We start from the raw sequence: 20,993 nt of genomic DNA, 5'->3' as shown, positions 1-20,993 counted from the left end.
GATGGCACAGTGAGACGAAATTCGACTCGTTGTATCAATCGTGGGCGCAGGCGCGAGCCCGTACGGAGGTGGGGCCGGCATGACCGCGACCGTTGAGGGCACGCCGCCGAAGATCGTCCTGGACTCGATCAGCGGGGTGGCCCTGGCCGCCGCTGCGGCCAACGTCGTCATGCAGCTCTCCCGTCTCCCGATCGGGCACGGCGTCGCCGAGAGCACGGTCGACAGCGGCCGCGTCGACAGGCATCCGCTCAAGCGCGCCCGCACCACGCTCAGCTACATCGCCGTCGCCATGCTCGGCACCGAGACCGAGCGCGAGGCGATGCGCCGCGAGGTGAACCGCGCGCACCGGCACGTCCGCGCGAAGGAGCCCGTCGCCTACAACGCGTTCGACCGCGAACTCCAGCTGTGGGTCGCCGCGTGCCTCTACGTGGGCATCGAGATGATCTACACGACGCTGTACGGGAGGCCGTCGCCGGACCAGGCCGCCGACCTGTACCGGCACGGCGCCCGCTTCGGCACCACGCTGCAGGTCACCGAGGACATGTGGCCGCCCGACCGGGACGCCTTCGAGGACTACTGGCGGGCGGGCCTGTCGAAGATCGAGATGGACGACGTCACCCGCGGCTACCTGCGCGACCTCGCCGGGATGCGGTTCCTGCCCGCCCCCGTCCACTGGACGTTCGGCCGGTTCCACCGCTTCCTGACGCTCGGCTTCCTGCCCGAGCCGTTCCGCGACGAGCTCGGCCTCCCGTGGACGCCCCGCGACCAGGCGCGCTTCGACCGCTTCGTCCGCGTGCTGGCGGCGGGCAACCGGGCCCTGCCCCGCCCGGCCCGCGAGTTCCCCTTCAACCTCTACCTCCGCGACGTCCGCCGCCGCATCAGGACCGGGCGCCCGATCGTGTGACCGGGGTCCTCAGCGGGACGGGTCCTCCGCGTCCCCGGCGGCGCTCTGCGGAGCGGACGGCCTGATCTGGAGTTCGAAGTCGCCCTTGTGGCGGATGACCCCGGCGATGACGGCGTCCTCCAGGACCTCGGCGCCCTTGTGCTGGCGGCGCATCATCGGGTCGGAGCGCACGTCCTTCGCCAGCGCGACGCACAGCAGGATCAGCACGATCGCGAACGGCAGCGCGCCGATGAACGTGATGTTCTGGATGCCGTTCAGGGCCCGGTCCCCGCCGATCACCAGCATGATCGCGGCGACCCCGCCGGTCATCGCGCCCCAGAAGATCACGACCCAGCGGGACGGGGAGGTCGAGCCGCGCTGCGACAGCGTGCCCATGACGATCGACGCGGCGTCCGCGCCGGACACGAAGAAGATCGCCACGAGCACCATGACGACGACCGCGGTCACCGCCACCCAGGGCAGGTGGCCGAGGACGTTGAAAGTGATCTGCTCCTCGGTGCCGTTCCCGAACGGGTTCAGGCCTTTGCGCTGCTGGTCGATGGCCGTCCCGCCGAAGATCGCGAACCAGACCACGCTGACCGCGCTCGGTACGAGGATGACGCCGCCGACGAACTGCCGGATGGTGCGGCCGCGGCTGATCCGGGCCAGGAACATCCCGACGAACGGCGCCCAGGAGATCCACCACGCCCAGTAGAAGATCGTCCAGCTGGACAGGAACGCCTCCATCTGCGCGCCGCCGGTCGCGCCGGACCGGGACGCCATCTGCCCGAAGTCCTGGAGGTAGACGCCGAGCGAGGTGGGCAGCAGCTCCAGGACGAACACGGTCGGACCGGCCACGAACACGAACACGGCGAGCACGACGGCCAGCACCATGTTGGTGTTGGACAGCCACTGGATGCCGCGCGCGACGCCCGACACCGCCGACACCACGAAGCAGACCGTCAGCACCACGATGATCAGCACGAGGACGGTGGTGCCGAGCGAGGAGATCCAGCCCGCCTCCTGCATCCCGGTCCTGATCTGCAGCGCGCCGATGCCGAGCGAGGCGGCCGAGCCGAACAGGGTGGCGAACAGCGCGAGGATGTCGATGACCTTGCCCGCCGGGCCGTCGGCGCGGCGGCCGAGCAGCGGGAAGAACGCCGAGCTGATCAGCTGGCTGCGCCCCCGGCGGTAGTGGCTGTACCCGATCGCGAGGCCGAGCACGGCGTATATGGACCACGGGTGCAGCGTCCAGTGGAACATCGTGGTCGCCATGGCCGTCTCGATCGCGGCCTCGCTCTGCGGCGGGTCGGTGCCGGGCGGCGGCTCGACGAAGTGGGTGAGCGGCTCGGCCACGCCGAAGAACATCAGCCCGATGCCCATCCCCGCGCTGAACATCATCGCGACCCACGAGACGGTGCGGAACTCCGGCTCGTCCCCCTCCCGGCCGAGGGGGATGCGCCCGTACCGGCTGAACGCCAGCCACAGCGAGAAGATCACGAAGCCGGTGGCGGCGAGGACGAACAGCCAGCCGAGGTTCGTCAGCAGCCAGTCCAGCATCGCCTCCGCGGCCGAGCTGAGGCCGCCGGTGTCGGCCCCGCCCCAGATCACGAACGAGGCCGACAGCACGGCCGCGACGCCGTAGACGATCCAGTCGGTACGGGGGCGCCCGCGCTTGACGAGGCTGACGGGCTCGGTGCCGGGGTACTCGTCCCGCTCGCCGGGCTCGGGCTCGATCCTCTCCATAGCCCGGTGTCCTGCCCGGAAGTTCACCGTGCAGCTACGCGGCGCGGCGATCCGTTCGCAAAATCTTTCGGCTCGGGGAACCCCGCGTCCCGGCCGCCGGACGTCAGGTGCGCGCCTTGTTCACCGCGTCGACGAGGTCCTCGACGTCCGCGAGCGCGGTGCGGTGGCTGATGACGCAGGCGCGCAGGGCGGCGCGCCCGTCCAGCCGGACGGGGCTGATCCACGCGCGCCCGCTCTCCACCACCGCGCGGGCGAGCGCCTCGTGGCGCTCCCACGTTCCGTCGCCGGGGTCGGCGAAGCAGACGACGGGGAGCGGGGTGTCGTTGACGATCTTCCAGCCCGTCGCGGCGAGCCCCTCGCGCAGCGCGTCCGCCAGGCCGGCGTCGCGTTCGAGCTGCTCGGCGTAGCCCGCGCGGCCCGCGACGGCGAGGCTGAGGAACAGCTTCAGGCCCATGAACCGGCGCGACCACTGCTGGCTCGACGTGTAGGGGTCGACGGTGCCCTGGATCTCGTCCGGCATGTAGGACGTGGTGACCCTGAAGGTCTCCGCGAGGCCCTCCGCGTCGGTGGTGAGCAGCGCGCCCGCGCCCATCGGGACGCTCAGCCACTTGTGCGCGTCGAGCGTGATCGAGTCGGCGCGCTCGATGCCGTCCAGGACGGGGCGCAGCCGGTCCGACAGGGCGGCCGCGCCCCCGTAGGCGGCGTCCACGTGCAGGCGGAGCCCGTGGTCCTGGCAGAGGCCGGCCAGGTCGTGCAGCGGGTCGATCACTCCGGCGCCGGTCGTGCCGGCCGTCGCGACGACGAGGAACGGCAGGTCGCCGCGTGCGCGGTCGGCGGCGACCAGTTCCGCCAGCCGCGCGGCCTCCATCCGCAGCCCGGGCCCGGCCCGGACGAGGCGGACGGCCTCCCGGCCGATGCCGGTGGCGTGCGCGATCTTCAGCCAGGCCAGGTGGCTCTCGGCCGACGCGTACAGGAGCGGACGGCCGGGCAGCGCGCGCAGCCCCTTCTCGCCGTACTCGGGCCAGGTCCTGGTGAGCGCCAGGAGCACGGCCGTCAGGTTCGCCTCGGCGCCGCCGCTCGTGAACGACCCGGCGACCCGTTCCGGCGGGTGGCCGAGCCGACCGCCGAGGAAGCGCAGCAGGTGCGCCTCGATCTCCGCGGCGGCGGGCGCGTGCGACCACGCGGCGAGCTGCGGGTTGAACGCCGCCGCGAGCGTCTCTCCGACCACGCCCATCAGGGTCGGCGCCGGGTTGAACAGCCCGAAGTAGCGGGGATGCGTGGTGTGGACGGTGGCCGCCCGCAGCAGCTCCGCGACCCCGTCGACCGCCTCGCGGGCGGCGACGGGACGGGCGAAGTCGTACGCGCCGACCGCCGCTCGCAGCCCGTCCACGTCCACGGGCGCGCTCACGTCCCGGCCGGCGGTCCGCTCGCGCTCGTCCCGCAGCAGGTCGACGACCTGCCGCCACACGCGCTCGGCCGCCTCCGGAGGCGGGTCGAAGGAGGCTCGTCCAGAGGGGAAGTCGTCCATGCGTCCGAGCCTGGCGCGCCCCGGTCCCCGCCCCAAGTGGCAGAAGTGACCGTCATCGCTAAATTAGTGACATGCACACGCTCGCCGTCGCGGTCACCGAAGGAGTGCCGATCTTCGAGCTGGCGATCCCGTGCGAGGTGTTCGGGTACGAGCGCCCCGGGCTCGCCGACTCCTGGTACGACTTCCGCCTCTGCGCCGCCCCCGGCACCCGCACCACCGCCGGGTTCGCCCCGCAGGCGGAGTACGGTCTCGACGCCCTCGCCGAAGCCGACACCGTCGTGGTCCCCGCCTGCGCGAGCGTCGTCGACGAGCAGCCGCCGGACCTGGTCGACGCCGTCCGCGCCGCGCACGGCAACGGCGCCCGCATCGTCTCGCTGTGCACGGGGGCGTTCGTCCTCGCCGCCGCGGGCCTCCTGGACGGTCGCCCGGCGACCACCCACTGGATGCACGCGGGCCAGCTGGCCGCCCGCTACCCGGAGGTCCTGGTGGACGCGTCCGTCCTCTACATCGACGACGGCGACGTCCTGACCAGCGCGGGCACCGCCGCGGGGCTCGACCTGTGCCTGCACGTCGTCCGCAACGACCACGGCGCCGCCGTCGCGAGCGCCCTGGCCAAGCGCCTCGTGATGCCCGCGCACCGTCCCGGCGGCCAGGCCCAGTACATCGACGCGGCCGTCCCCCTGGCCGACGCTGACGAACTGGGCCCGCTCCTCGACTGGGCGCGCGGGCGCCTGCACGAGCCGCTCACCGTCGCCGCCCTGGCGAGCCGCGCCAACGTCACCACCCGCACGCTGATCCGCCGCTTCCACGCCGCGACCGGCACGACCCCCATGGCCTGGCTGCGCGGCATCCGCATCGACCACGCGCGCGAGCTCCTGGAGACCACGTCCCTGCCCGTCGGCGAGATCGCCGAGCGCTCCGGCCTCGGCAGCCCGGCCAACCTCCGCCACCACTTCACCCGGGCGGTGGGCGTCCCCCCGACCGCCTACCGCCGCGCCTTCGCCCCCGACGGCGCGACCCGGAGTTAGAAGACTGGAGCGCCGTTTCGGACGAGCTTCCAGTTCTCGACGTGGAACGTCGCGGGGTCGATGGTGCCCGCGGCGGACGCGTACTCGACGATCGCCTCGCGGATCGCCACCTGGGCGTTGTAGACGACCGGGGCGGTGGCGATGTGGGGGAAGCCGCCGCCGCCCGACTGGCGGTAGTTGTTGACCGCGACGACGAACTTCTGGTCGTCGGCGACGGGCGTGCCGTCGTAGGCGAGGCCGGTGATGCGCGAGCCCTCGGGCTTGGCGATGTCGACGTCGTAGGTGACGCCGGAGAACTGGTCGTAGTTGTAGTCGGGACGGTTGTTCGCGTTCGTCCACGAGGCCGGGTCGACGGGGGCGCCGGGGTCGACCTGCTTGAAGTACCGGGCCGAGTACTCCAGGTACGCCCTGATCTGGGAGCCCGTCAGGATGCTCGCCAGCAGCGTGTTGTCGTAGATGTAGAGGCCCGCGATGTCGCGGATCGTGACCTTGCCGGCGGGGAAGGTCGCGGCGCGGCTGAAGGGCGCGGCGATCGAGACGACCGGCAGGGACGCGTTCTCGGTGCCCGCGACCGCCTCCCTGACCTTCGCGGTCTGCACCTGGTGGACGTAGTCCAGGATCGCGGTGTCCTTCCAGCACGACTCCGCCGCCGACATCTCCTCGGTGGAGGTGGCGACCTCCTCGTTGACGTAGGCGACCACCGCGTCGTGCTGCTCCTTGACGAGGGCGACGAGCGCGGGGTCCTCCTCGACCGTGTTGCTGTTCACGGTCGTCGCCGACTTGCCGGTGACCTTCCAGCGGCCCCGCTCGTGGACGAGGGTGAGGTCGAAGACCGACAGGCGCTGGCCCCAGCACTTCGGCTCGCTCATCACGACCGTCCGGCCGGTGGCCTTGTTGGTGACGAACCGCTCGGGGATCTCCAGGTGCGCGTGCCCGAACAGGATGGCGTCGATGCCCGGGACCTGCTCGGCGACCAGGGCGGCGGCGTTCTCGACGGGCAGGGCGTCGCCGTAGGACGAGGTGCCGCTGTCGCCGGAGTGGGCGCTGACGACGACGACGTCGGCGCCCTTCGCGCGGATGACCGGCACCCAGCGCCGCGCCGTCTCCACCAGGTCCAGGAAGTCGAGCTTGCCGGAGACATTCGCCTTGTCCCAGATCGCCACGCCCGGGTTGGTGAGGCCGAGCAGCCCGACGCGGATCGGCGGGAAGCCGTGCACCCGCATCGTCTTGATCATGTACGGCCGGTAGGCGGGGCGGCGGGTGCCCGCGCGGACGGCGTTGGCGGCGAGCACCGGCGCGTCCATCTGCTCGATCCACCGGTTCAGGAACGGGAGGCCGTAGTTGAACTCGTGGTTGCCGAGGGCCACGGCGTCGTAGCCGACGGCGTTCATCTGCCGCGCCATCGGGTGGATCCCGCCCGTCGTCGTGATCGGCTCGACGGAGGCGTAGTAGAAGCCGAGCGGGGTGCCCTGGACGGTGTCGCCCGCGTCGAAGAGCAGGGTGCGGTCGCGCCCGCGGGCGGCGCGGATCCGGTTCACCAGGCTGGACACGCGCGCCAGCCCGACCACGTTGCCGCCGGCGTCGGTGTACTCGGCGTCCTTGTAGTAGTCCCAGTCGACGGCATGGCTGTGCAGGTCGGACGTGCCCATGACGGTGATCGTCACGGAGCGGCCGGGGGCCGCGGCCCGCGCGGACCCGGGCCATCCGGCCAGGGCGAGCGCGCTCGCGGCGGTGAGGCCGCCGAGGACCTGCCTGCGGCTGACGTCGGGCACGCGGCACGAGCACCAGCGCGGCTCGGGGGCCTTGGGGCTGTTCTGCATGACGCTCTCGTTCCTTCGGCGGAGGGGACGGCAGAACGATAGAGGCGCAGCTCACGATCGCTTTCGGCGAGATCCTCCGATCCTTGGGCGGATTCGTTGGCAGTCCTTGTGCACGACGCCTGACCTGGGGCTATTTGATCTTGTGCCGGAGGCGTGCGGACAGCGGCCCGCCGCGGCCGGTAGCGTCCCTCGGGCCAAGATCAACTCGACCGATCGGAGCTGTCCTTGCGGACGCGCGACAGGATGACGACGGGAACCCGGGGCGGGCTCGCCCGCGCGGCGGCGCTGGCGGCCGGCGCGGTGCTGGCGGGCGGCGCGCTCGCCGGGCCCGCGGCGCACGCCGGCGAGCCGCCGCCCACGCCGAAGATCATCGGCGGGACGCCGGCCGACCAGGCGTACCCGTTCATGGCCTCCCTGGAGTACGAGCGGAACGGCAACCCCGACTCGCACCGCTGCGGTGGCGGGCTGATCGACAAGGAATGGGTGGTCACCGCCGCCCACTGCGTGACCCAGGCGGGCCAGAACGGTGCCCCCTACTCGGTGATGGATCCGGGGCTGTTCCACGTCCGGGTCGGGTCCAGCGACCGGACGCAGGGCGGCAGCGTCGCCAAGCTCAAGGGGATCGTCGTCCACCCCGGCTACCAGTACCTGGACGACCGTTCCGAGGGGAAGGACATCGCGCTCCTGCACCTCGACACCGCGGTGCCGCAGGCGCCCGTCCGGCAGGCCACGACCATCCCCGCGCCGGGGACGCCCGTCCGGCAGATCGGATGGGGCTACACCTCCACGACTGACAGCGACCCGAGTCAGCTGCCCGTGCAACTGCAGCAGCTCGACACGAAGGTGATCTCGCCGGCCACCGAGAAGTGCCAGGTGGACGCGAACGGCGACGACGCGTGGGGCTACCGCGACCACGACATCTGCACCGACAACCCCGAGGGCGTCCGCGGTCCCTGCGGCGGCGACTCGGGCTCGCCGCTGCTGATCAAGGTGAAGGGGCGCTGGGTCATCACCGGGGTCGACTCCCGCGGCGTCGGCGACGTCTGCGGCGAGACGCCCGACCTCTACACCAGCGTCGGCTACTACCACCGCTGGATCGCCGGCGTCATCGGCTGATCCCACCCCGCGCGAACGCCCGGTCAGGCTCTGCCCGACCGGGCGTTTCGTCGTATCGGGGGTACCTCGCTCAAGGGGACGCGTGTCCGAAACCCGGGGCCCGGCCGGTGTGGCCTGCGTCACAGTGATGCCAGGGTGTCCCGGTAGCTAACTGCTTGAACGTCTTTGTGGCTTTTAAGTCAGTATTGCCGTGTTTAGCGTTTCGTGCTCCTCTATTTAAGGCAATGTCTGATTGCGGACCATCGCCGGCCGTTTCCGCGCCGCCGTCCGCCCGCCCGCCGTCGACCCGCCCACCGAACCGTTCAGCCACCGAGCCGCCAGCCATCGAGCCGCCAGCCACTGAGCCGCCCCACGCAGCGACAGCGGAGGTCCGGATGCGCAAGGAGACGCTGGAGAGCTTCGTCCTCGGGGACGTCCTCCGGTCACAGGCGCAGGTTCACCGAAGACAGACGTTCCTCAGATTCCGCGACGGGGAGATCAGCTACGGCGAGGTGGACGCCGCCGCCGACCGGCTGGCCCGCGCGTTCTCCGCCGCCGGCGTCGCGCGCGGCGACCACGTCGGCGTGATGCTCCCCAACTGCGCCGACTTCGTCCACGTCATCTTCGCGCTGGCGCGGCTGGGCGCGGTCGCCGTGCCGATCAACATCGCCTACCGGAGCGAGCTGCTGCGCCACGTCCTGGACAGCTCCGACTCCCGCTGGCTGATCGTCGACGGCCCCTACGCCGAGCGGCTCGTCGAGATCGCCGACCGCCTGCCCACGCTGGAACGGGTCGTCGTGCGGGACGCCGCCGGGGCCGGGGTGCTGCTCGACCGGCTCGGCAAGCCCGCGCGGGAGATGTCCGCCCTCCCGGCGGACGGGACCGGGCCGGTGACCGTGAAGGTCGGCTTCGGCGACATGCAGGCGATCATGTACACGTCCGGCACGACCGGGCCGTCCAAGGGCGCGATGGTCCCGCACGCGCTCGCGCTGACCTGCGCCTACGACTCGCTGGACTTCCTGGACCGCTGGGGCAAGACGGTCTACTGCCCGCTCCCGCTGTTCCATGCCGCCGCGCTCTGGGACGGCATGCTGTCGGCCCTGCTCGGCGGCGGCTCCATCGCGATCGTCGAGCGGTTCAGCGCGTCGAGGTTCTGGGACGACGTGCGCCGCTTCGACGCGCAGGTGTGCATGAGCGTGTTCTCGATGATCCCGATCCTGCTGAACCGCCCGCCGACGTCCCGCGACCGCGACCACCGGCTGGAGACGTTCTACATGGGCAAGTCCAACCTGGACGAGCCGCTGCGGGAGCGGTTCGGCGTCCGGTCGGTGGAGACCTACACCAGCACCGAGGCGGGCATCGCGACCGGCAGCCCGTACGGGGAGTGGCGGCTCGGCTCGTGCGGCCAGGCGCACGAGGAGCGGTTCCAGGTGGCGGTCGTGGACGAGTGCGACCGGGAGGTCGGGCCGGGGGAGCCGGGCGAGCTGGTGCTGCGGCCGAAGCAGCCGTTCGTCCTCACGACGGGGTACTACGGCAACTGGGAGGCCACGACCCGCTGCTTCCGCAACATGTGGTTCCACACCGGAGATCGGGTGTGGCGCGACGACGACGGGTATTTCTACTTCCTCGACCGGATGAAGGACGCCATCCGCAGGCGGGGGGAGAACATCTCGGCCTTCGACCTGGAGACCGAGATCAACCGGCATCCGGCCGTGCTGGAGTGCGCCGCGATCGGCGTGCCCTCGGAACTGGAGGACGAGGACATCAAGGTGTCGGTCGTGGTCCAACCGGACACCGGGCTCGACCCGGAGGAACTGGTGGCCTACTGCGAGGAGCGGCTGCCGCGCTCGATGGTGCCGCGCTACGTCGAGTTCATCGACGCGCTGCCGCGCACCCCGACGGACAAGGTCGCCAAGTACAGGCTGCGGGCGCAGGGCGACGGCGGGATCACCCCGACCACCTGGGACCGGGAGGCGAGCAACCCGTGAACTGGGACGACACTCCGGAGCAGGCGGCCTTCCGCGAGGAGGTCCGCGCCTTCGTCGAGGAGCGGTTCCCCGCGTCGTACCGTCCGGCGGGGGACGAGGAGCAGAGCCTCGAACCCGAGGACGTGTCCGGCTACAACTGGCCGGTCGACCGGGTCGCCGGCGACTCCGAGCGCCGGGACGGCGCGCGGGCGTGGGCGGCGGCGCTGGCCGAGCGCGGCTGGATCGCGCCGCACTGGCCGCGCGAGTACGGCGGCGCGGGGCTGTCGGCGCTGGAGGAGTTCGTCCTGCACGAGGAGATGATGCGGGCCCGGGTGCCGACCGTGAACGGCATCGGCGCGTTCCTGCTCGGCCCGACCCTGCTGGTCCATGGCACCGACGAGCAGAAGGCCGTCCACCTCCCGCCGATCGCGGCGGGCGAGGCGACGTGGGCGCAGGGCTTCTCCGAGCCGGAGTCCGGCTCCGACCTGGCCTCGCTGCGCACCCGCGCCGTCCGGGACGGGGACGAGTACGTCGTCGACGGCCAGAAGGTGTGGACGTCCCTCGGCCAGTACGCCGACTGGCTGTTCGTGCTCGTCCGCACCGACCCGTCCGCGGAGCGCCCCCACCGCGGCATCACGTTCCTGCTCGTCGAGGCGGACGCGCCCGGCGTGACGATCCGCCCCATCACCGACGTCCGCGGCGCGGCGCCGTTCTGCGAGATCTTCTTCGAGGGCGTCCGGGTGCCGGTGGCGAACCGCGTCGGCGAGGAGAACCGCGGCTGGTACGTGGCGATGTCCGCGCTCGGCTTCGAACGGGCCGGGATCGGCGCCACCATCAAGTACGAGCACGCCCTCGCCGATCTGGTGACCTGCCTGAGGTCGCCGGAGGGGGCGCGGCACGCCCGGCGGAGCCCCGCGCTGCGGCAGGAGATCGCCCGCCGGCGGACCGAGATCGCCGTCCTGTACAACCTGGCCCGCTACACCGTGTCGAAGCAGGCGGCGGGCGACGAGCCCGGCTTCGAGGCGTCCGTCAACCAGCTGTTCGGGGCCGAGCTGCACCAGCGGCTCGCGCGGACGGGCGCGCTGGCGTTCGGGCGGTCCGCCGCGCTGTGGGAGCGCGGCGGCGCGCCCCTCGACGCGGTGTTCACCCACATGCGCCGGGACTCGGTCGCGTCCACCTTCCTCGGCGGCACCACCGAGATCCAGCGCAACGTCATCGCCACCCGGGGCCTGAACCTGCCCCGCGGCTGACCACACACGGGAGGAGCGCACGCACATGCCCGACGAGAACGGTTACGAGACGGTCGACCTGCGGATCGAGGAGCGGGTCGCCTGGCTGACGCTGAACCGGCCGGACAAGCTCAACGCGCTGACGCCCACCACGATGACGGAGCTGCGCGACATCTTCACCCGCGTGGACGACGACGAGGACGTCTGCGTCGTGGTGCTGCGCGGCGCGGGCGAGCGCGCGTTCTGCGCCGGCATGGACCTGTCCTGGTCGGAGAAGCTCACCCCGCGCGAGCGGATCGAGCAGGGCCGGCTCGGCGAGAAGACGTTCGCGATGATGGAGCGGCTGTCGGTCCCGGTGATCGCCGCGGTGCACGGCTACGCGGTCGGCGGCGGGCTGGAGCTGGCGCTCGCGGCGGACTTCATCATCGCCTCCGACAACGCCAAGATGGGGCTCGTCGAGATCACGCTGTCGGCGCGGCCCCCGTACCGCCCGAAGATGACCGAGGACGGCGACCCCGACCAGCCCGAGTTCGGCGGGTCGGCCCCCGGCTGGGGCGGCGTGAAGCGGCTGCCGGAACGGATCGGCAAGGCACGCGCCAAGGAGCTGCTGTTCACCGGCGCCCGCATCGGCGCCGAGCGGGCGCTGCGGCTCGGCCTGGTCAACGACGTGTATCCGGCGGAGGAGTTCGACAAGCGGATCGGCGAGCTGGCCGAGCGGATCGCGGCGATGAACCGCTACAACCTGCGGCTCGTCAAGGAACTCGTCACCTACGGCTACGACTGGATCGAGCCCCACCCGAGCTAGGAGGACCCGTGCAGATCTACCGCATCGATCACGTCGCGCAGGTGACCCCCGACCTCGACACGCAGGTCGCCCTGCTGGAGGGGCTGTTCGGGTTCCGGCGCGTCCGGGGCTGGGACAACCCGGCCGAGGGCGTGCGCGGCGCCCGGCTGGAGATCCCGGGAAGCCGCGGGCAGGCGTGGGAGGTGCTCGCGCCCGCCGGCGACGGCTCGACGTTGCAGACGTGGCTGGACGAGCACAAGGGCCGCCCCGGCCTGCACCACGTCGGCGCCGAGGTACCCGACCTGGAGGCCGTCCGCGCGGAACTCGAGGTGCGCGGCATCAAACCCACCGACTGGGCGTGGGGACGCTGGCTGGAGGCGTCGCTGAGCCCGCCCGAGCACGGTCCCGGCGTCCTGTGGCGGCTGCGCGGGCCGGGCGGCCTGGACATGTGCGGCGACACCGCCGCCTCCACCGCCGGGACGTCCGAGCCGGACGGCCCGTCGCTCGGCGTCGTGGCGCTCGACCACATCTGCCAGGCGTTCCACGACCGGGACGTCCTCGCCCGCTGGTACCACGACCTCGCCGGGTTCGTGCAGGTCTGGCGGACGGCGGACGAGGAGCATCCCGACATGGCCGACCTCGTCCTGAACATCCCCGGCTCCACGATCTGCTGGGAAGTGATCATGCCGCGGGGGGAGGACTCGTTCATCGACCGCTTCCTGGAGCGCGGCGGCCCCGGCGCCCACCACGTCACCTTCGAGGTGGCCGACTGGGACGCGGCCCTGGCGGCCTGCGACCACCACGACGTCCCCACCTTCGACGACGAGGAGGGCGTCACCGACGGCGCCGCCTGGAAGCACACGTTCGTCCACCCGAAGCACACCGGCGGCATCCTCGTCCAGCTGTTCTGGGAGGAGCGGCCGGGCGTGTGGGTCCGCTCGGACAAGGTGCCGCCGCCATGGACCTGAGCCTCACCGAGGACCAGGAGCTGATCGCCGCCACGGCCCGCGAACTCCTGGAGTCCAAGGCCGCGACGGCGGGGGCGCGGGCCCTCGACGGCGACCCGGCCGGCTACTCGGCGCCGCTCTGGAAGGAGATGGTCGAGCTCGGCTGGACGGGCCTGGCCTTCCCCGAAGAGCACGGCGGCGTGGGCGGCGACTTCCTGGACGTCTGCCTGCTCTTCGAGCAACTGGGGTACGCGCAGGTCCCGAGCCCGCTGCTGGCCTCCGTCGCGTGCTGCGGCATGCCGGTCGCGCGGTTCGGGACGTCCGCCCAGAAGGAGCGCTGGCTGAACGCCATCTCGGACGGCCAGATCGTGACCGCCGCGCCGCTCCCCTGGGACCGCCCCGGCGAGGGCCCGGTCGCGTCACGCTCCGACTCCGGCTACGTCCTGGACGGCACGGCGACCTTCGTCCCGTTCGCCGCGTCCGCCGAGCACATCTTGCTGGTGGCGCGTCTGGACGGCGAACCGCACGCCTTCTGGGTGGACGCCGCCGACGTCACCCTGAAGCCGTTGGGGACGGTCGGCCACGACCGTCCCTGCCACGCCGAACTGGACGGCCTCTGGGTCCCCGGCGACGCCGCCCTGGGCCCGGACGCCGCCGCCGCGATCTCGCTCTTCGGCGCAGCCGCCACCTGCGCGGAAATGGTCGGCGCGGCCCAACGCGTCCTCGACATGACCGTCCAGTACGCCACGGAACGCGAGCAGTTCGGCCGCGCGGTCGGCTCGTTCCAGGCCGTCCAGCACCACTGCGCGAACATGGCCATCGACGTCCTGGGCTCCCGCTTCACCGCCTACGAGGCGATCTGGCTCCTGTCGGTGAACCGGGAAGCCGCCCAACAGGTCTCCATGGCCAAGGCCTGGGTGAGCGAGGCCTACGAACGCGTATGCGCCCTAGGCCACCAGGTGCACGGCGCCATCGGCTTCACCCAGGAACACGACCTGCACCTGTTCTCGGAACACGCACTGTCGGCGTCCCTGGCCTTCGGTGACGCCGACCTTCACCTCGACACCCTGGCCGACACCCTCGACCTTCCCTGACCACGGCCTGACGCCCGGCCGGACCCCGGCCGGGCGTCAGCCCAACGCGACCTCCGCGAGGGGTTCCCACCGGTAGAGGTGTCCGTCCCTCACCTGCGCGACCAGGTGCGCGGCGCCGACGCGCAGAGGTACCGACCCGGGAGCCCGATCGAGAGCCTTGACGATGGGCGCGGCCGGCCCGTCGGCATTGCTGTAGGCGACGGAGACGTGCGGCGTCCAACCTGGGTCACCGTCGAGCGAGTGCACTCCCACGGTCTCTGCCGCGGCCTGGCGCATCGCCCGCCGCACCGGATCGAGCCCGCGCTCCGGACGGATGCCGAGCGCCACCCCTTCGCTGTGCACCCACAACCGCCCGACCTCCACCTCGATCGGCGCGAGGGCCGCCAGCCGGCGTCCGGCACCCGCGACGAGCGCCTCGACCCGCCCGCTTGGGATCTCGTCCTCGAACCCGACGATCTGGGTGGTCATGTGCAGCCACTCGGCAGGAACGAGGTCCAGCCCGTCCACCCCGGCAAGCCTGTCCTGGTAACGACGGACCAGGTCCAACACCTCCTCCTGCCCGTGGGGCAGGAGGTGCCAGAGCAACATCCGCCGCCCGGGCCGCATCCCCGGCAGCCACCACCAGTGATCAGTCATCCGCTCGGGCATCGAGTCCACAGCCCCTCCAGAACGCTCAGCGCCAGCATGACGGACGCACCGCGTGGGACGGGCGGAGTTCGGGTGTGTCTGAGTACACCGTGTGGGGCGGTCTAGGTTCACCGGGGGACGGGTGTGTAGGTCGATGGTGGGCGGGCTCCGGCCTTTCTAGCGTCGTGGGCATGAAGATTCGCTTTGTGGGCACCCGCATTTCGCGGGTTCTGGTCGGTACCGCGCTGGTCGTGTCGGGGGCGGGTTGCGCCGCGTCGTCCGGAGGGCATGCCGTGGCCGCCGCCGGACGGTCGGACGCCGCCGGCGGGCGGGGGACGGTGGTGTCGGTGACGCCGGTGGTTCACATGTCGCGGGCGCAGGTTCGCGCCTACCTGGGCGGTGAGGGGCTGGCGTCGCGGCCGCGCGGTGGGGTGAGCGGCTTCAAGGTCCTCTACCGCACCGTCTCCGCGACCGGCCGGCCGACCGTCGCCAGCGGGGTCGTCGTCCTGCCCAGCGGCGCCACTGGGGCGTTGCGGGCCGTCAGCTTCACCCATGGGACCCACGCCGGACGCAGTACCGCCGGTTCGGTCGCCGCGGACGGGCAGAGCAGGATCGCGGCGGTCTACTACGCCGCCGCCGGATACGCAGGGGTCGCCCCCGACTACCTCGGACTCGGTGAGGGGCCTGGAGCGCATCCCTACCTGGACGCCGCCTCGGAAGCGTCCGCGTCGCTGGACATGCTCCGCGCCGCCCGCGCCGTCGCCACCCGGCAGGGCAGAGGTCTGGAGCGGGGGGTGCTGGTGACCGGCTTCTCGCAGGGCGGTCAGGCCGCCATGGCGCTGGGACGCCAACTGCAGAGCGGGACCGACCCCTACCTGCGGCTGGGCGCGCTGGCCCCGGTCAGCGGGACGTATGACCTGCGGCGCGCCCAGCTCCCGGCGTCACTGCGCGCCCAGAGCTCGCTGGACTCGCGGGTGTCGGCGTTCAACCTCGCCTACGCCACGGTGGCCTGGAACCGGTTCCACCATCTCTACAAGACGCCCTCGGAGGTCTTCCAGGCGCCTTATGACACCACCGCGGAACGGCTCTTCGACGGCAGCCACGATGAGTCGGACATCTTCCCGCAGCTACCCGCGAGCCCCGAGGAACTGCTGACCCCGCGCTACCTGAACTGGCTCAAGCATCCTTCCGGCGCGCTCCTGCGGGCGATCCGCGCGGCGGACGGCACCTGCGACTGGGCACCCGACGTCCCGGTCCGGTTGTACGGCGCGTCCGGCGACGAGCAGGTCACTTTCGACAACACGCGCAACTGCGTTCGCACTCTGCGCGCCCACGGAACCCGCCCGCAGGTGGTCGACTACGGCACCGGCGCCGGCACCGACCACTTCGCCACCCTCCACCGCGCACTGCCCGACACGCTCCACTGGTTCCAGACCCGCACATGAGCTGAGCAGCCATGGCAAAAAAGGGGTCCTGGCCGCATGGCGGCCAGGACCCCCTTAGAGGAGCTCCCGAGATTCATCGAGAGGAGAGCTGTGAAAGCAGTTGTTTACCCGTAGTAGACCCCACTGCAGTACGTGCAGATCTTGAAGCCCTTCGTGTGGTGGTCCACCAGGTTGTGGTTGCCGTCCGGGCTCGAAGGGCAGTCCCCCATGCATATCGGAAGATTGGAGGACTCGGGCGGCTTGTCGAACGGTGTCTCGGGCGGCAGGTCGGACTGCGACTCGAGCTCCGGCTCCATCAAAAGCACGTTGTGACTCCCCAGTTTGTCTACTGGTCCGCGTTCGAGGCGCGGCACCAGGCGTGCATGGAGGACTGTCCGGTGCGACGCCGGGCGGCCAGCTTCAGGTAAGAAAAATGTCGCGAATGTGGGGCTTGTCACACAAGCTGGATATTGAGATAATGAAAAATTTTCCAAGTAGGCAAAGTGAGGGAGAAGGTGGAGGACGGCCCGGTTCGGCGTAGGTTTGCCGGATGAGTGTGGTCGTCGCCGTGGCCGCGGCGCTGGTGGTGACCTGGGTGCCGGCGTTGCTGTGGGGGCGGCGGCATCGGCGGCGGGGGGATCTCGGGGGGCCGGAGCGGCGGGCGACCTTCGAGACGCTGCACACCGCGTCGCGGGCGGCGCCGGCGTTTCGGGCGGGGTTGACCGAGCAGGGGGCGCAGAAGGCGGCCCGGCATCTGCGGGCGCTGCTCGGGTGCGAGGCGCTCGCCATCACCGACGGGGAGCGGCTGCTGGCCTGGGACGGCGAGCACGACCATCATGCGGTGGACGGGCCGAGGCATGCCGAGGTCACGCGCGGAAACGGGCGGACGCAGGTGCACGACGTGGAGTGCGACCGGCTGGACTGCCCGATCCGCCGGGTCGTGGTCGTGCCGCTCGCCACTGACGACCGGGTGGTCGGGACCCTGGCCGCGTACGGGGAGGACGTTCCCGCCGGGCTGATCCGCGCCGCCGAGGAGGTCGCGCAGTGGGTGGACGCCCAGCTCGAACTCGCGGAGCTGGACCACTCGCGGACGCTGCTGATGGAGGCGGAGATGCGGGCGCTGCGGGCGCAGATCTCGCCGCACTTCGTCTACAACTCGCTGACGACCATCGCCTCGTTCGTCCGGTCCGATCCGGAGCGGGCGCGGGAGCTGCTGCTGGAGTTCGCCGGGTTCACGCGGTACTCGTTCCGGCGGCACGGCGACTTCACGACGCTGGCGGAGGAGCTGCGGTCGATCGACCAGTACCTGCTGCTCCAGCGGGCCCGGTTCGGTGAGGAGCTGCGGGTGACGCTGCGGATCGCGCCCGAGGTGCTGCCGGTGGCGGTCCCGTTCCTCTGCTTGCAGCCGCTCGTGGAGAACGCCGTCCGGCACGGGCTCCAGGACCGGTCCGAGCCCGGGTCGATCACGATCATCGCGGAGGACGCGGGGGCCGACTGCGTGATCAGTGTGGAGGACGACGGGATCGGCATGGACCCCGAGGACGTCCGCCGCCTGCTGTCGGGGGAGCGGCCCGAGCCGTCCGCCGACGACGCGGCCGGGATCGGGCTCGCCAACGTCGACGCGCGGCTCCGGCAGGTGTACGGGGACGAGTACGGCCTCGCGGTGGAGACGGGGCCGGGAGCCGGGACGAAGGCCACGGTGCGGGTGCCGAAGTACCGGCCGGGCGTCACCGCCTCTTGACGCGGTGCGGTCAGTTGACTGGAATGTGGCGAATGGCGGCGGAAGGGCGGTGCGGTGTCCCTGCGTGTCCTGGCGGTCGATGACGAGGCGCCCGCGCTCGACGACCTCGTCCACCTGCTGCGCGCCGACCCGCGCATCGGCGAGATCGACACCGCGCGGGACGGGGCCGCCGCGCTCCGAAAGCTCGACCGGGCCCTCGCCGAGGGGCGTCCCGTCGCCGCCGTCTTCCTCGACATCCGGATGCCCGGCCTGGACGGCACCGTCCTCGGCCGCGTCCTCGCCCAGTTCGCCCGCGCCCCGCAGATCGTCTACGTGACGGCCTACGAGGAGCACGCCGTGGACGCCTTCGAGATCAAGGCGACCGACTACATCCTCAAGCCGGTGCGGCCGGAGCGGCTGGCCGTGGCGATCCGGCGGGTGACCGAGGCCGCGGGGGAGGCCTTCGGGGAGGACGGGGCCGCGCCGGAGCCGGCCGAGCCGGAGGCCATGCCCGTCGAGCTGGGCGGGGTGACGCGGTTCGTCGCGCCCGGGGAGGTGCTGTACGTCGAGGCGCAGGGCGACTACGCGCGGCTCCACACGCCGGGCGGCAGCCATCTGGTGCGGATCCCGCTCGCCGCGCTGAGCGAGCGGTGGAGCGGCGCCGGGTTCGTCCGGGTGCACCGCAGCCATCTCGTCGCGCTGGCGGCGATCACGGAGCTGCGGCTCGACTCGGGGCGCTGCACGGTGGTCGTGGGCGGCGCCGAGCTGCCGGTCGCGCGCCGGCACGTGCGCGAGCTGCGCGACCTGCTCGTCCGCCGGGCGAGGCGGTCACCCTGAGCGGGCCGGACGCGCGGGACGTCGCGCCCGGGCGGACGCTGGTCACCGGGCCGCGGACCCGGACGGTCCGGCGGCCCCGCTACCCGGTGACGCGGGAGATCGACGAGCAGACCGGGCTCGGCGAGGCGTACATGCGGTCGCTGGTGCGCGCCCAGTGGCGCCTCGCGGCGCGGTTGTGCCTGGTCCTCGCCGTGGTGGTGCTGGGGCTGCCGCTGCTGTTCGCGCTCGTCCCGGCGGTGCGGGAGCGGGAGGTGTTCGGGCTTCCGCTGCCGTGGGTCCTGCTCGGCGGGCTGATGTACCCGTGGTTCGTCGCGTGCGGCTGGTGGTACGTGCGGCAGGCCGAGCGCAATGAGGACGACTTCGCCGATCTCGTCGACCGGGCCGACCGGCCGTGAGCGCCGCGTACGGGCTCGCGGGCGTGCTGCTGGTGGTCGTGGCGACCATGCTCGTCGGCGTGCTCGGGGTGCGGATCTCCCGCACCACGTCCGACTTCTACGTCGCGTCCCGGACGGTGACGCCGCTGCGCAACGCGTCCGCGATCGGCGGGGAGTACCTGTCGGCCGCCTCGTTCCTCGGCATCGCCGGGCTGATCCTCGCCTACGGCGCCGACATGCTGTGGCTGCCCGTCGGCTGGACGGGCGGGTACCTCGTGCTGCTCGTCCTGGTGTCGGCGCCGCTGCGCCGCGCCGGCGCCTACACGCTCCCGGACTTCGCGGAGGCGCGCCTGGAGTCGATGGCGGTGCGCCGCGTCGCGAGCGTGTTCGTGGTGCTGATCAGCTGGCTGTACCTGCTGCCCCAGTTCCAGAGCGCCGGGCTGGTGCTGCGCACGGTCACGGGCGCGCCGGTGTGGACGGGCGGCGTGCTCATCGCGGTCGTCGTGGCGGCGAACGTGCTGGTCGGCGGCATGCGCAGCGTCACGATGGTGCAGGCGTTCCAGTACTGGCTGAAGCTGACCGCGCTCGCCGTGCCGCTGGTGTTCCTGCTGATGGCGTGGCGGTACGACGGCGCGCCCGGCCTGTCGTCGGACGTCCCTCCGCGGTTCGGCGACCGCACGACCGTCGCGGTCGGCATGGCGGTCACCGTCGAGGTCACGGCGCCCGTCCAGGTGACCGTGGACGGACGGGTCGACGGGCGCGCCCACTCCGGCGCCCCCCTCGTGCTGGGGCCCGGATCGCACCATTTCGACAAGGACACGTCCGTCACCTTCCCGGCGGGCGCCGACGTCCCGCACGTCAGCGGGCGCCCCGCCACCACGGGCCGGGAGTGGGCGCTGCCGCTGGACGGGCGCGACCACTCCCTCTACGCCACCTACTCGCTGATCCTCGCCACGTTCCTCGGGACGATGGGCCTGCCGCACGTCCTCGTCCGCTTCTACACCAACCCTGACGGGCGCACCGCACGCCGTACGACGGTCGTGGTGCTGACGCTTCTCGGCGCGTTCTACCTGCTGCCCGCCCTGTACGGGGTGCTCGGACGCCTCTACACCCCCGAACTGCTGATGACCGGACGGGCCGACGCCGTCGTCCTCACCCTGCCCGGACGGCTCATCGGAGGGCTTGGCGGTGACCTGCTGGGGGCGCTGGTGACGGGCGGGGCGGTGGCGGCGTTCCTGTCGACGTCGTCCGGCATCACCGTGTCGGTCGCGGGGGTGCTGGCTCAGGACATCCTGCGCGGCGGCGTCCGGTCGTTCCGCGTCGGGACGCTGCTCGCCCTCGCCGTCCCGCTGGGCCTGGCGATCGCGGCCCGGTCCCTCGCCGTCGCGGACGTCGTCGGGCTGGCGTTCGCCGTCGCGGCGTCCACGTTCTGCCCGCTGCTCGTCCTCGGCGTCTGGTGGCGGCGGCTCACCGTGCCGGGCGCGCTCGCCGGGCTCGTCCTCGGCGGCGCGCTCGCCGGGACCGCGGTCGTGGTGACGATCGCCGCCGGACCGCCGTCCGGGCTGCTCGGGGCGCTGCTCGCCCAGCCCGCCGCCTGGACGGTCCCGATCGCGTTCACCGTCATGATCCTCGTGTCGCTGTGCACGCCCGGACGGATCCCGCGCGGCGTCGCGCGGATGATGGTGCGCCTGCACACGCCGGAGTCGCTCGACGTCGACCGGGGCACGTGGAGGCCCAAGCGGGTGTGACCGTTCGTCGCGCGAGAACGACCGCTCGGCGACGCGGGCGACCTTTGAACGACGGTGAACGGCGGCTTGTCGCAGCCCTGCCGCCGACCCCTCGTCCGCTCCCAGCAGGATCTTTACGGTTGCGCGTGACCGGCGTCACAAC

At 72.2% G+C, this 20,993-nt stretch carries 18 protein-coding genes; 13 read left to right on the top strand and 5 right to left on the bottom strand.

Annotated features, from left to right (window positions below; genetic code table 11):
• The first annotated feature begins 79 nt into the window (after positions 1 to 79).
• Positions 80 to 904 (top strand): oxygenase MpaB family protein, encoded by an 825-nt coding sequence (locus BJY14_RS17515; RefSeq protein WP_179844596.1) that lies wholly within the window; start codon positions 80 to 82, stop codon positions 902 to 904.
• A gap of 9 nt (positions 905 to 913) precedes the next feature.
• Here the strand turns inward: BJY14_RS17515 and BJY14_RS17510 are convergent, their stop codons facing one another.
• Together BJY14_RS17510 and BJY14_RS17505 are read right to left on the bottom strand one after the other, a co-directional pair.
• Positions 914 to 2,629 carry a BCCT family transporter gene (locus BJY14_RS17510; RefSeq protein WP_179844595.1) on the bottom strand — a complete coding sequence of 572 codons (1,716 nt, stop codon included), beginning with the start codon at positions 2,627 to 2,629 and terminating at the stop codon, positions 914 to 916.
• 103 nt (positions 2,630 to 2,732) lie between these two features.
• Complete coding sequence (locus BJY14_RS17505; RefSeq protein WP_179844594.1) at positions 2,733 to 4,157, bottom strand: pyridoxal phosphate-dependent decarboxylase family protein; 1,425 nt, start codon at positions 4,155 to 4,157, stop codon at positions 2,733 to 2,735.
• Between the two features lie 71 nt (positions 4,158 to 4,228).
• Here BJY14_RS17505 and BJY14_RS17500 point away from each other — a divergent pair, with 71 nt between their 5' ends.
• Complete coding sequence (locus BJY14_RS17500; protein WP_179844593.1) at positions 4,229 to 5,185, top strand: helix-turn-helix domain-containing protein; 957 nt, start codon at positions 4,229 to 4,231, stop codon at positions 5,183 to 5,185.
• Here the strand turns inward: BJY14_RS17500 and BJY14_RS17495 are convergent.
• On the bottom strand, positions 5,182 to 7,005 hold the full coding sequence (locus BJY14_RS17495) for a bifunctional metallophosphatase/5'-nucleotidase (RefSeq protein ID WP_179844592.1): 1,824 nt from the start codon (positions 7,003 to 7,005) through the stop codon (positions 5,182 to 5,184). The two genes, BJY14_RS17500 and BJY14_RS17495, sit on opposite strands and share 4 nt — an antisense overlap.
• A gap of 243 nt (positions 7,006 to 7,248) precedes the next feature.
• On the opposite strand from BJY14_RS17495, the gene BJY14_RS17490 reads away from it, so the two are divergent.
• The 6 genes from BJY14_RS17490 (at position 7,249) to BJY14_RS17465 (ending at position 14,121) form a co-directional block, all read left to right on the top strand.
• Positions 7,249 to 8,121 (top strand): S1 family peptidase, encoded by an 873-nt coding sequence (locus BJY14_RS17490; protein ID WP_179844591.1) that lies wholly within the window; start codon positions 7,249 to 7,251, stop codon positions 8,119 to 8,121.
• A gap of 374 nt (positions 8,122 to 8,495) precedes the next feature.
• Positions 8,496 to 10,088, top strand: a complete 1,593-nt coding sequence (locus BJY14_RS17485; protein ID WP_179844590.1) for an AMP-binding protein — start codon at positions 8,496 to 8,498, stop codon at positions 10,086 to 10,088.
• Positions 10,085 to 11,317, top strand: a complete 1,233-nt coding sequence (locus BJY14_RS17480; protein WP_179844589.1) for an acyl-CoA dehydrogenase family protein — start codon at positions 10,085 to 10,087, stop codon at positions 11,315 to 11,317. The genes BJY14_RS17485 and BJY14_RS17480 overlap by 4 nt, the downstream gene beginning before the upstream one ends.
• Positions 11,318 to 11,342: 25 nt before the next feature.
• The gene (locus BJY14_RS17475) at positions 11,343 to 12,101 is read left to right on the top strand and encodes an enoyl-CoA hydratase/isomerase family protein (protein ID WP_179844588.1); all 759 of its coding nucleotides are present in this window, start codon (positions 11,343 to 11,345) and stop codon (positions 12,099 to 12,101) included.
• 8 nt (positions 12,102 to 12,109) lie between these two features.
• Entirely contained in the window at positions 12,110 to 13,048 is a 939-nt protein-coding gene (locus BJY14_RS17470) for a VOC family protein (protein ID WP_179844587.1), read from the top strand.
• Entirely contained in the window at positions 13,039 to 14,121 is a 1,083-nt protein-coding gene (locus tag BJY14_RS17465; RefSeq protein ID WP_179844586.1) for an acyl-CoA dehydrogenase family protein, read from the top strand. The genes BJY14_RS17470 and BJY14_RS17465 overlap by 10 nt, the downstream gene beginning before the upstream one ends.
• Positions 14,122 to 14,157: 36 nt before the next feature.
• On the opposite strand, the gene BJY14_RS17460 is transcribed toward BJY14_RS17465, so the two are convergent.
• Positions 14,158 to 14,769 (bottom strand): 2'-5' RNA ligase family protein, encoded by a 612-nt coding sequence (locus BJY14_RS17460; protein WP_246396820.1) that lies wholly within the window; start codon positions 14,767 to 14,769, stop codon positions 14,158 to 14,160.
• A 170-nt stretch (positions 14,770 to 14,939) separates the two neighbouring features.
• On the opposite strand from BJY14_RS17460, the gene BJY14_RS17455 reads away from it, so the two are divergent.
• Positions 14,940 to 16,193: a TrbL/VirB6 family protein gene (locus BJY14_RS17455; RefSeq protein ID WP_179844584.1), complete on the top strand. Its 1,254-nt coding sequence runs from the start codon at positions 14,940 to 14,942 to the stop codon at positions 16,191 to 16,193.
• Between the two features lie 104 nt (positions 16,194 to 16,297).
• Here BJY14_RS17455 and BJY14_RS17450 read toward each other — a convergent pair whose 3' ends face one another.
• Entirely contained in the window at positions 16,298 to 16,489 is a 192-nt protein-coding gene (locus BJY14_RS17450; RefSeq protein ID WP_179844583.1) for a hypothetical protein, read from the bottom strand.
• Between the two features lie 233 nt (positions 16,490 to 16,722).
• Between BJY14_RS17450 and BJY14_RS17445 the strand changes: the two genes are divergently transcribed.
• The 4 genes from BJY14_RS17445 (at position 16,723) to BJY14_RS17430 (ending at position 20,851) form a co-directional block, all read left to right on the top strand.
• A complete protein-coding gene (locus BJY14_RS17445) occupies positions 16,723 to 17,913 on the top strand; it encodes a sensor histidine kinase (protein WP_179844582.1) in 1,191 nt (396 codons plus the stop codon).
• 54 nt (positions 17,914 to 17,967) lie between these two features.
• Positions 17,968 to 18,729: a LytR/AlgR family response regulator transcription factor gene (locus BJY14_RS17440; protein WP_179844581.1), complete on the top strand. Its 762-nt coding sequence runs from the start codon at positions 17,968 to 17,970 to the stop codon at positions 18,727 to 18,729.
• A gap of 86 nt (positions 18,730 to 18,815) precedes the next feature.
• Positions 18,816 to 19,124 (top strand): DUF485 domain-containing protein, encoded by a 309-nt coding sequence (locus BJY14_RS17435; RefSeq protein ID WP_258942462.1) that lies wholly within the window; start codon positions 18,816 to 18,818, stop codon positions 19,122 to 19,124.
• Positions 19,121 to 20,851: a sodium/solute symporter gene (locus BJY14_RS17430; RefSeq protein WP_179844580.1), complete on the top strand. Its 1,731-nt coding sequence runs from the start codon at positions 19,121 to 19,123 to the stop codon at positions 20,849 to 20,851. Before BJY14_RS17435 ends, BJY14_RS17430 begins: the two co-directional genes overlap by 4 nt.
• Positions 20,852 to 20,993 lie beyond the last annotated feature (142 nt).

Origin of the sequence: Actinomadura luteofluorescens (genome assembly GCF_013409365.1) — a bacterium.
Lineage (GTDB): Bacteria > Actinomycetota > Actinomycetes > Streptosporangiales > Streptosporangiaceae > Spirillospora > Spirillospora luteofluorescens.
This window is presented reverse-complemented; position numbering and strand designations above follow the sequence as displayed.

What these genes read in the sequence shown, in the direction of transcription:
- BJY14_RS17515 (WP_179844596.1), top strand. Translation starts at nt 80, where the DNA reads ATGACCGCGACCGTTGAGGGCACGCCGCCGAAGATCGTCCTGGACTCG.
- BJY14_RS17510 (WP_179844595.1), bottom strand. Translation starts at nt 2,629, where the DNA reads ATGGAGAGGATCGAGCCCGAGCCCGGCGAGCGGGACGAGTACCCCGGC.
- BJY14_RS17505 (WP_179844594.1), bottom strand. Translation starts at nt 4,157, where the DNA reads ATGGACGACTTCCCCTCTGGACGAGCCTCCTTCGACCCGCCTCCGGAG.
- BJY14_RS17500 (WP_179844593.1), top strand. Translation starts at nt 4,229, where the DNA reads ATGCACACGCTCGCCGTCGCGGTCACCGAAGGAGTGCCGATCTTCGAG.
- BJY14_RS17495 (WP_179844592.1), bottom strand. Translation starts at nt 7,005, where the DNA reads ATGCAGAACAGCCCCAAGGCCCCCGAGCCGCGCTGGTGCTCGTGCCGC.
- BJY14_RS17490 (WP_179844591.1), top strand. Translation starts at nt 7,249, where the DNA reads ATGACGACGGGAACCCGGGGCGGGCTCGCCCGCGCGGCGGCGCTGGCG.
- BJY14_RS17485 (WP_179844590.1), top strand. Translation starts at nt 8,496, where the DNA reads ATGCGCAAGGAGACGCTGGAGAGCTTCGTCCTCGGGGACGTCCTCCGG.
- BJY14_RS17475 (WP_179844588.1), top strand. Translation starts at nt 11,343, where the DNA reads ATGCCCGACGAGAACGGTTACGAGACGGTCGACCTGCGGATCGAGGAG.
- BJY14_RS17465 (WP_179844586.1), top strand. Translation starts at nt 13,039, where the DNA reads ATGGACCTGAGCCTCACCGAGGACCAGGAGCTGATCGCCGCCACGGCC.
- BJY14_RS17460 (WP_246396820.1), bottom strand. Translation starts at nt 14,769, where the DNA reads ATGCCCGAGCGGATGACTGATCACTGGTGGTGGCTGCCGGGGATGCGG.
- BJY14_RS17455 (WP_179844584.1), top strand. Translation starts at nt 14,940, where the DNA reads ATGAAGATTCGCTTTGTGGGCACCCGCATTTCGCGGGTTCTGGTCGGT.
- BJY14_RS17450 (WP_179844583.1), bottom strand. Translation starts at nt 16,489, where the DNA reads ATGGAGCCGGAGCTCGAGTCGCAGTCCGACCTGCCGCCCGAGACACCG.
- BJY14_RS17445 (WP_179844582.1), top strand. Translation starts at nt 16,723, where the DNA reads ATGAGTGTGGTCGTCGCCGTGGCCGCGGCGCTGGTGGTGACCTGGGTG.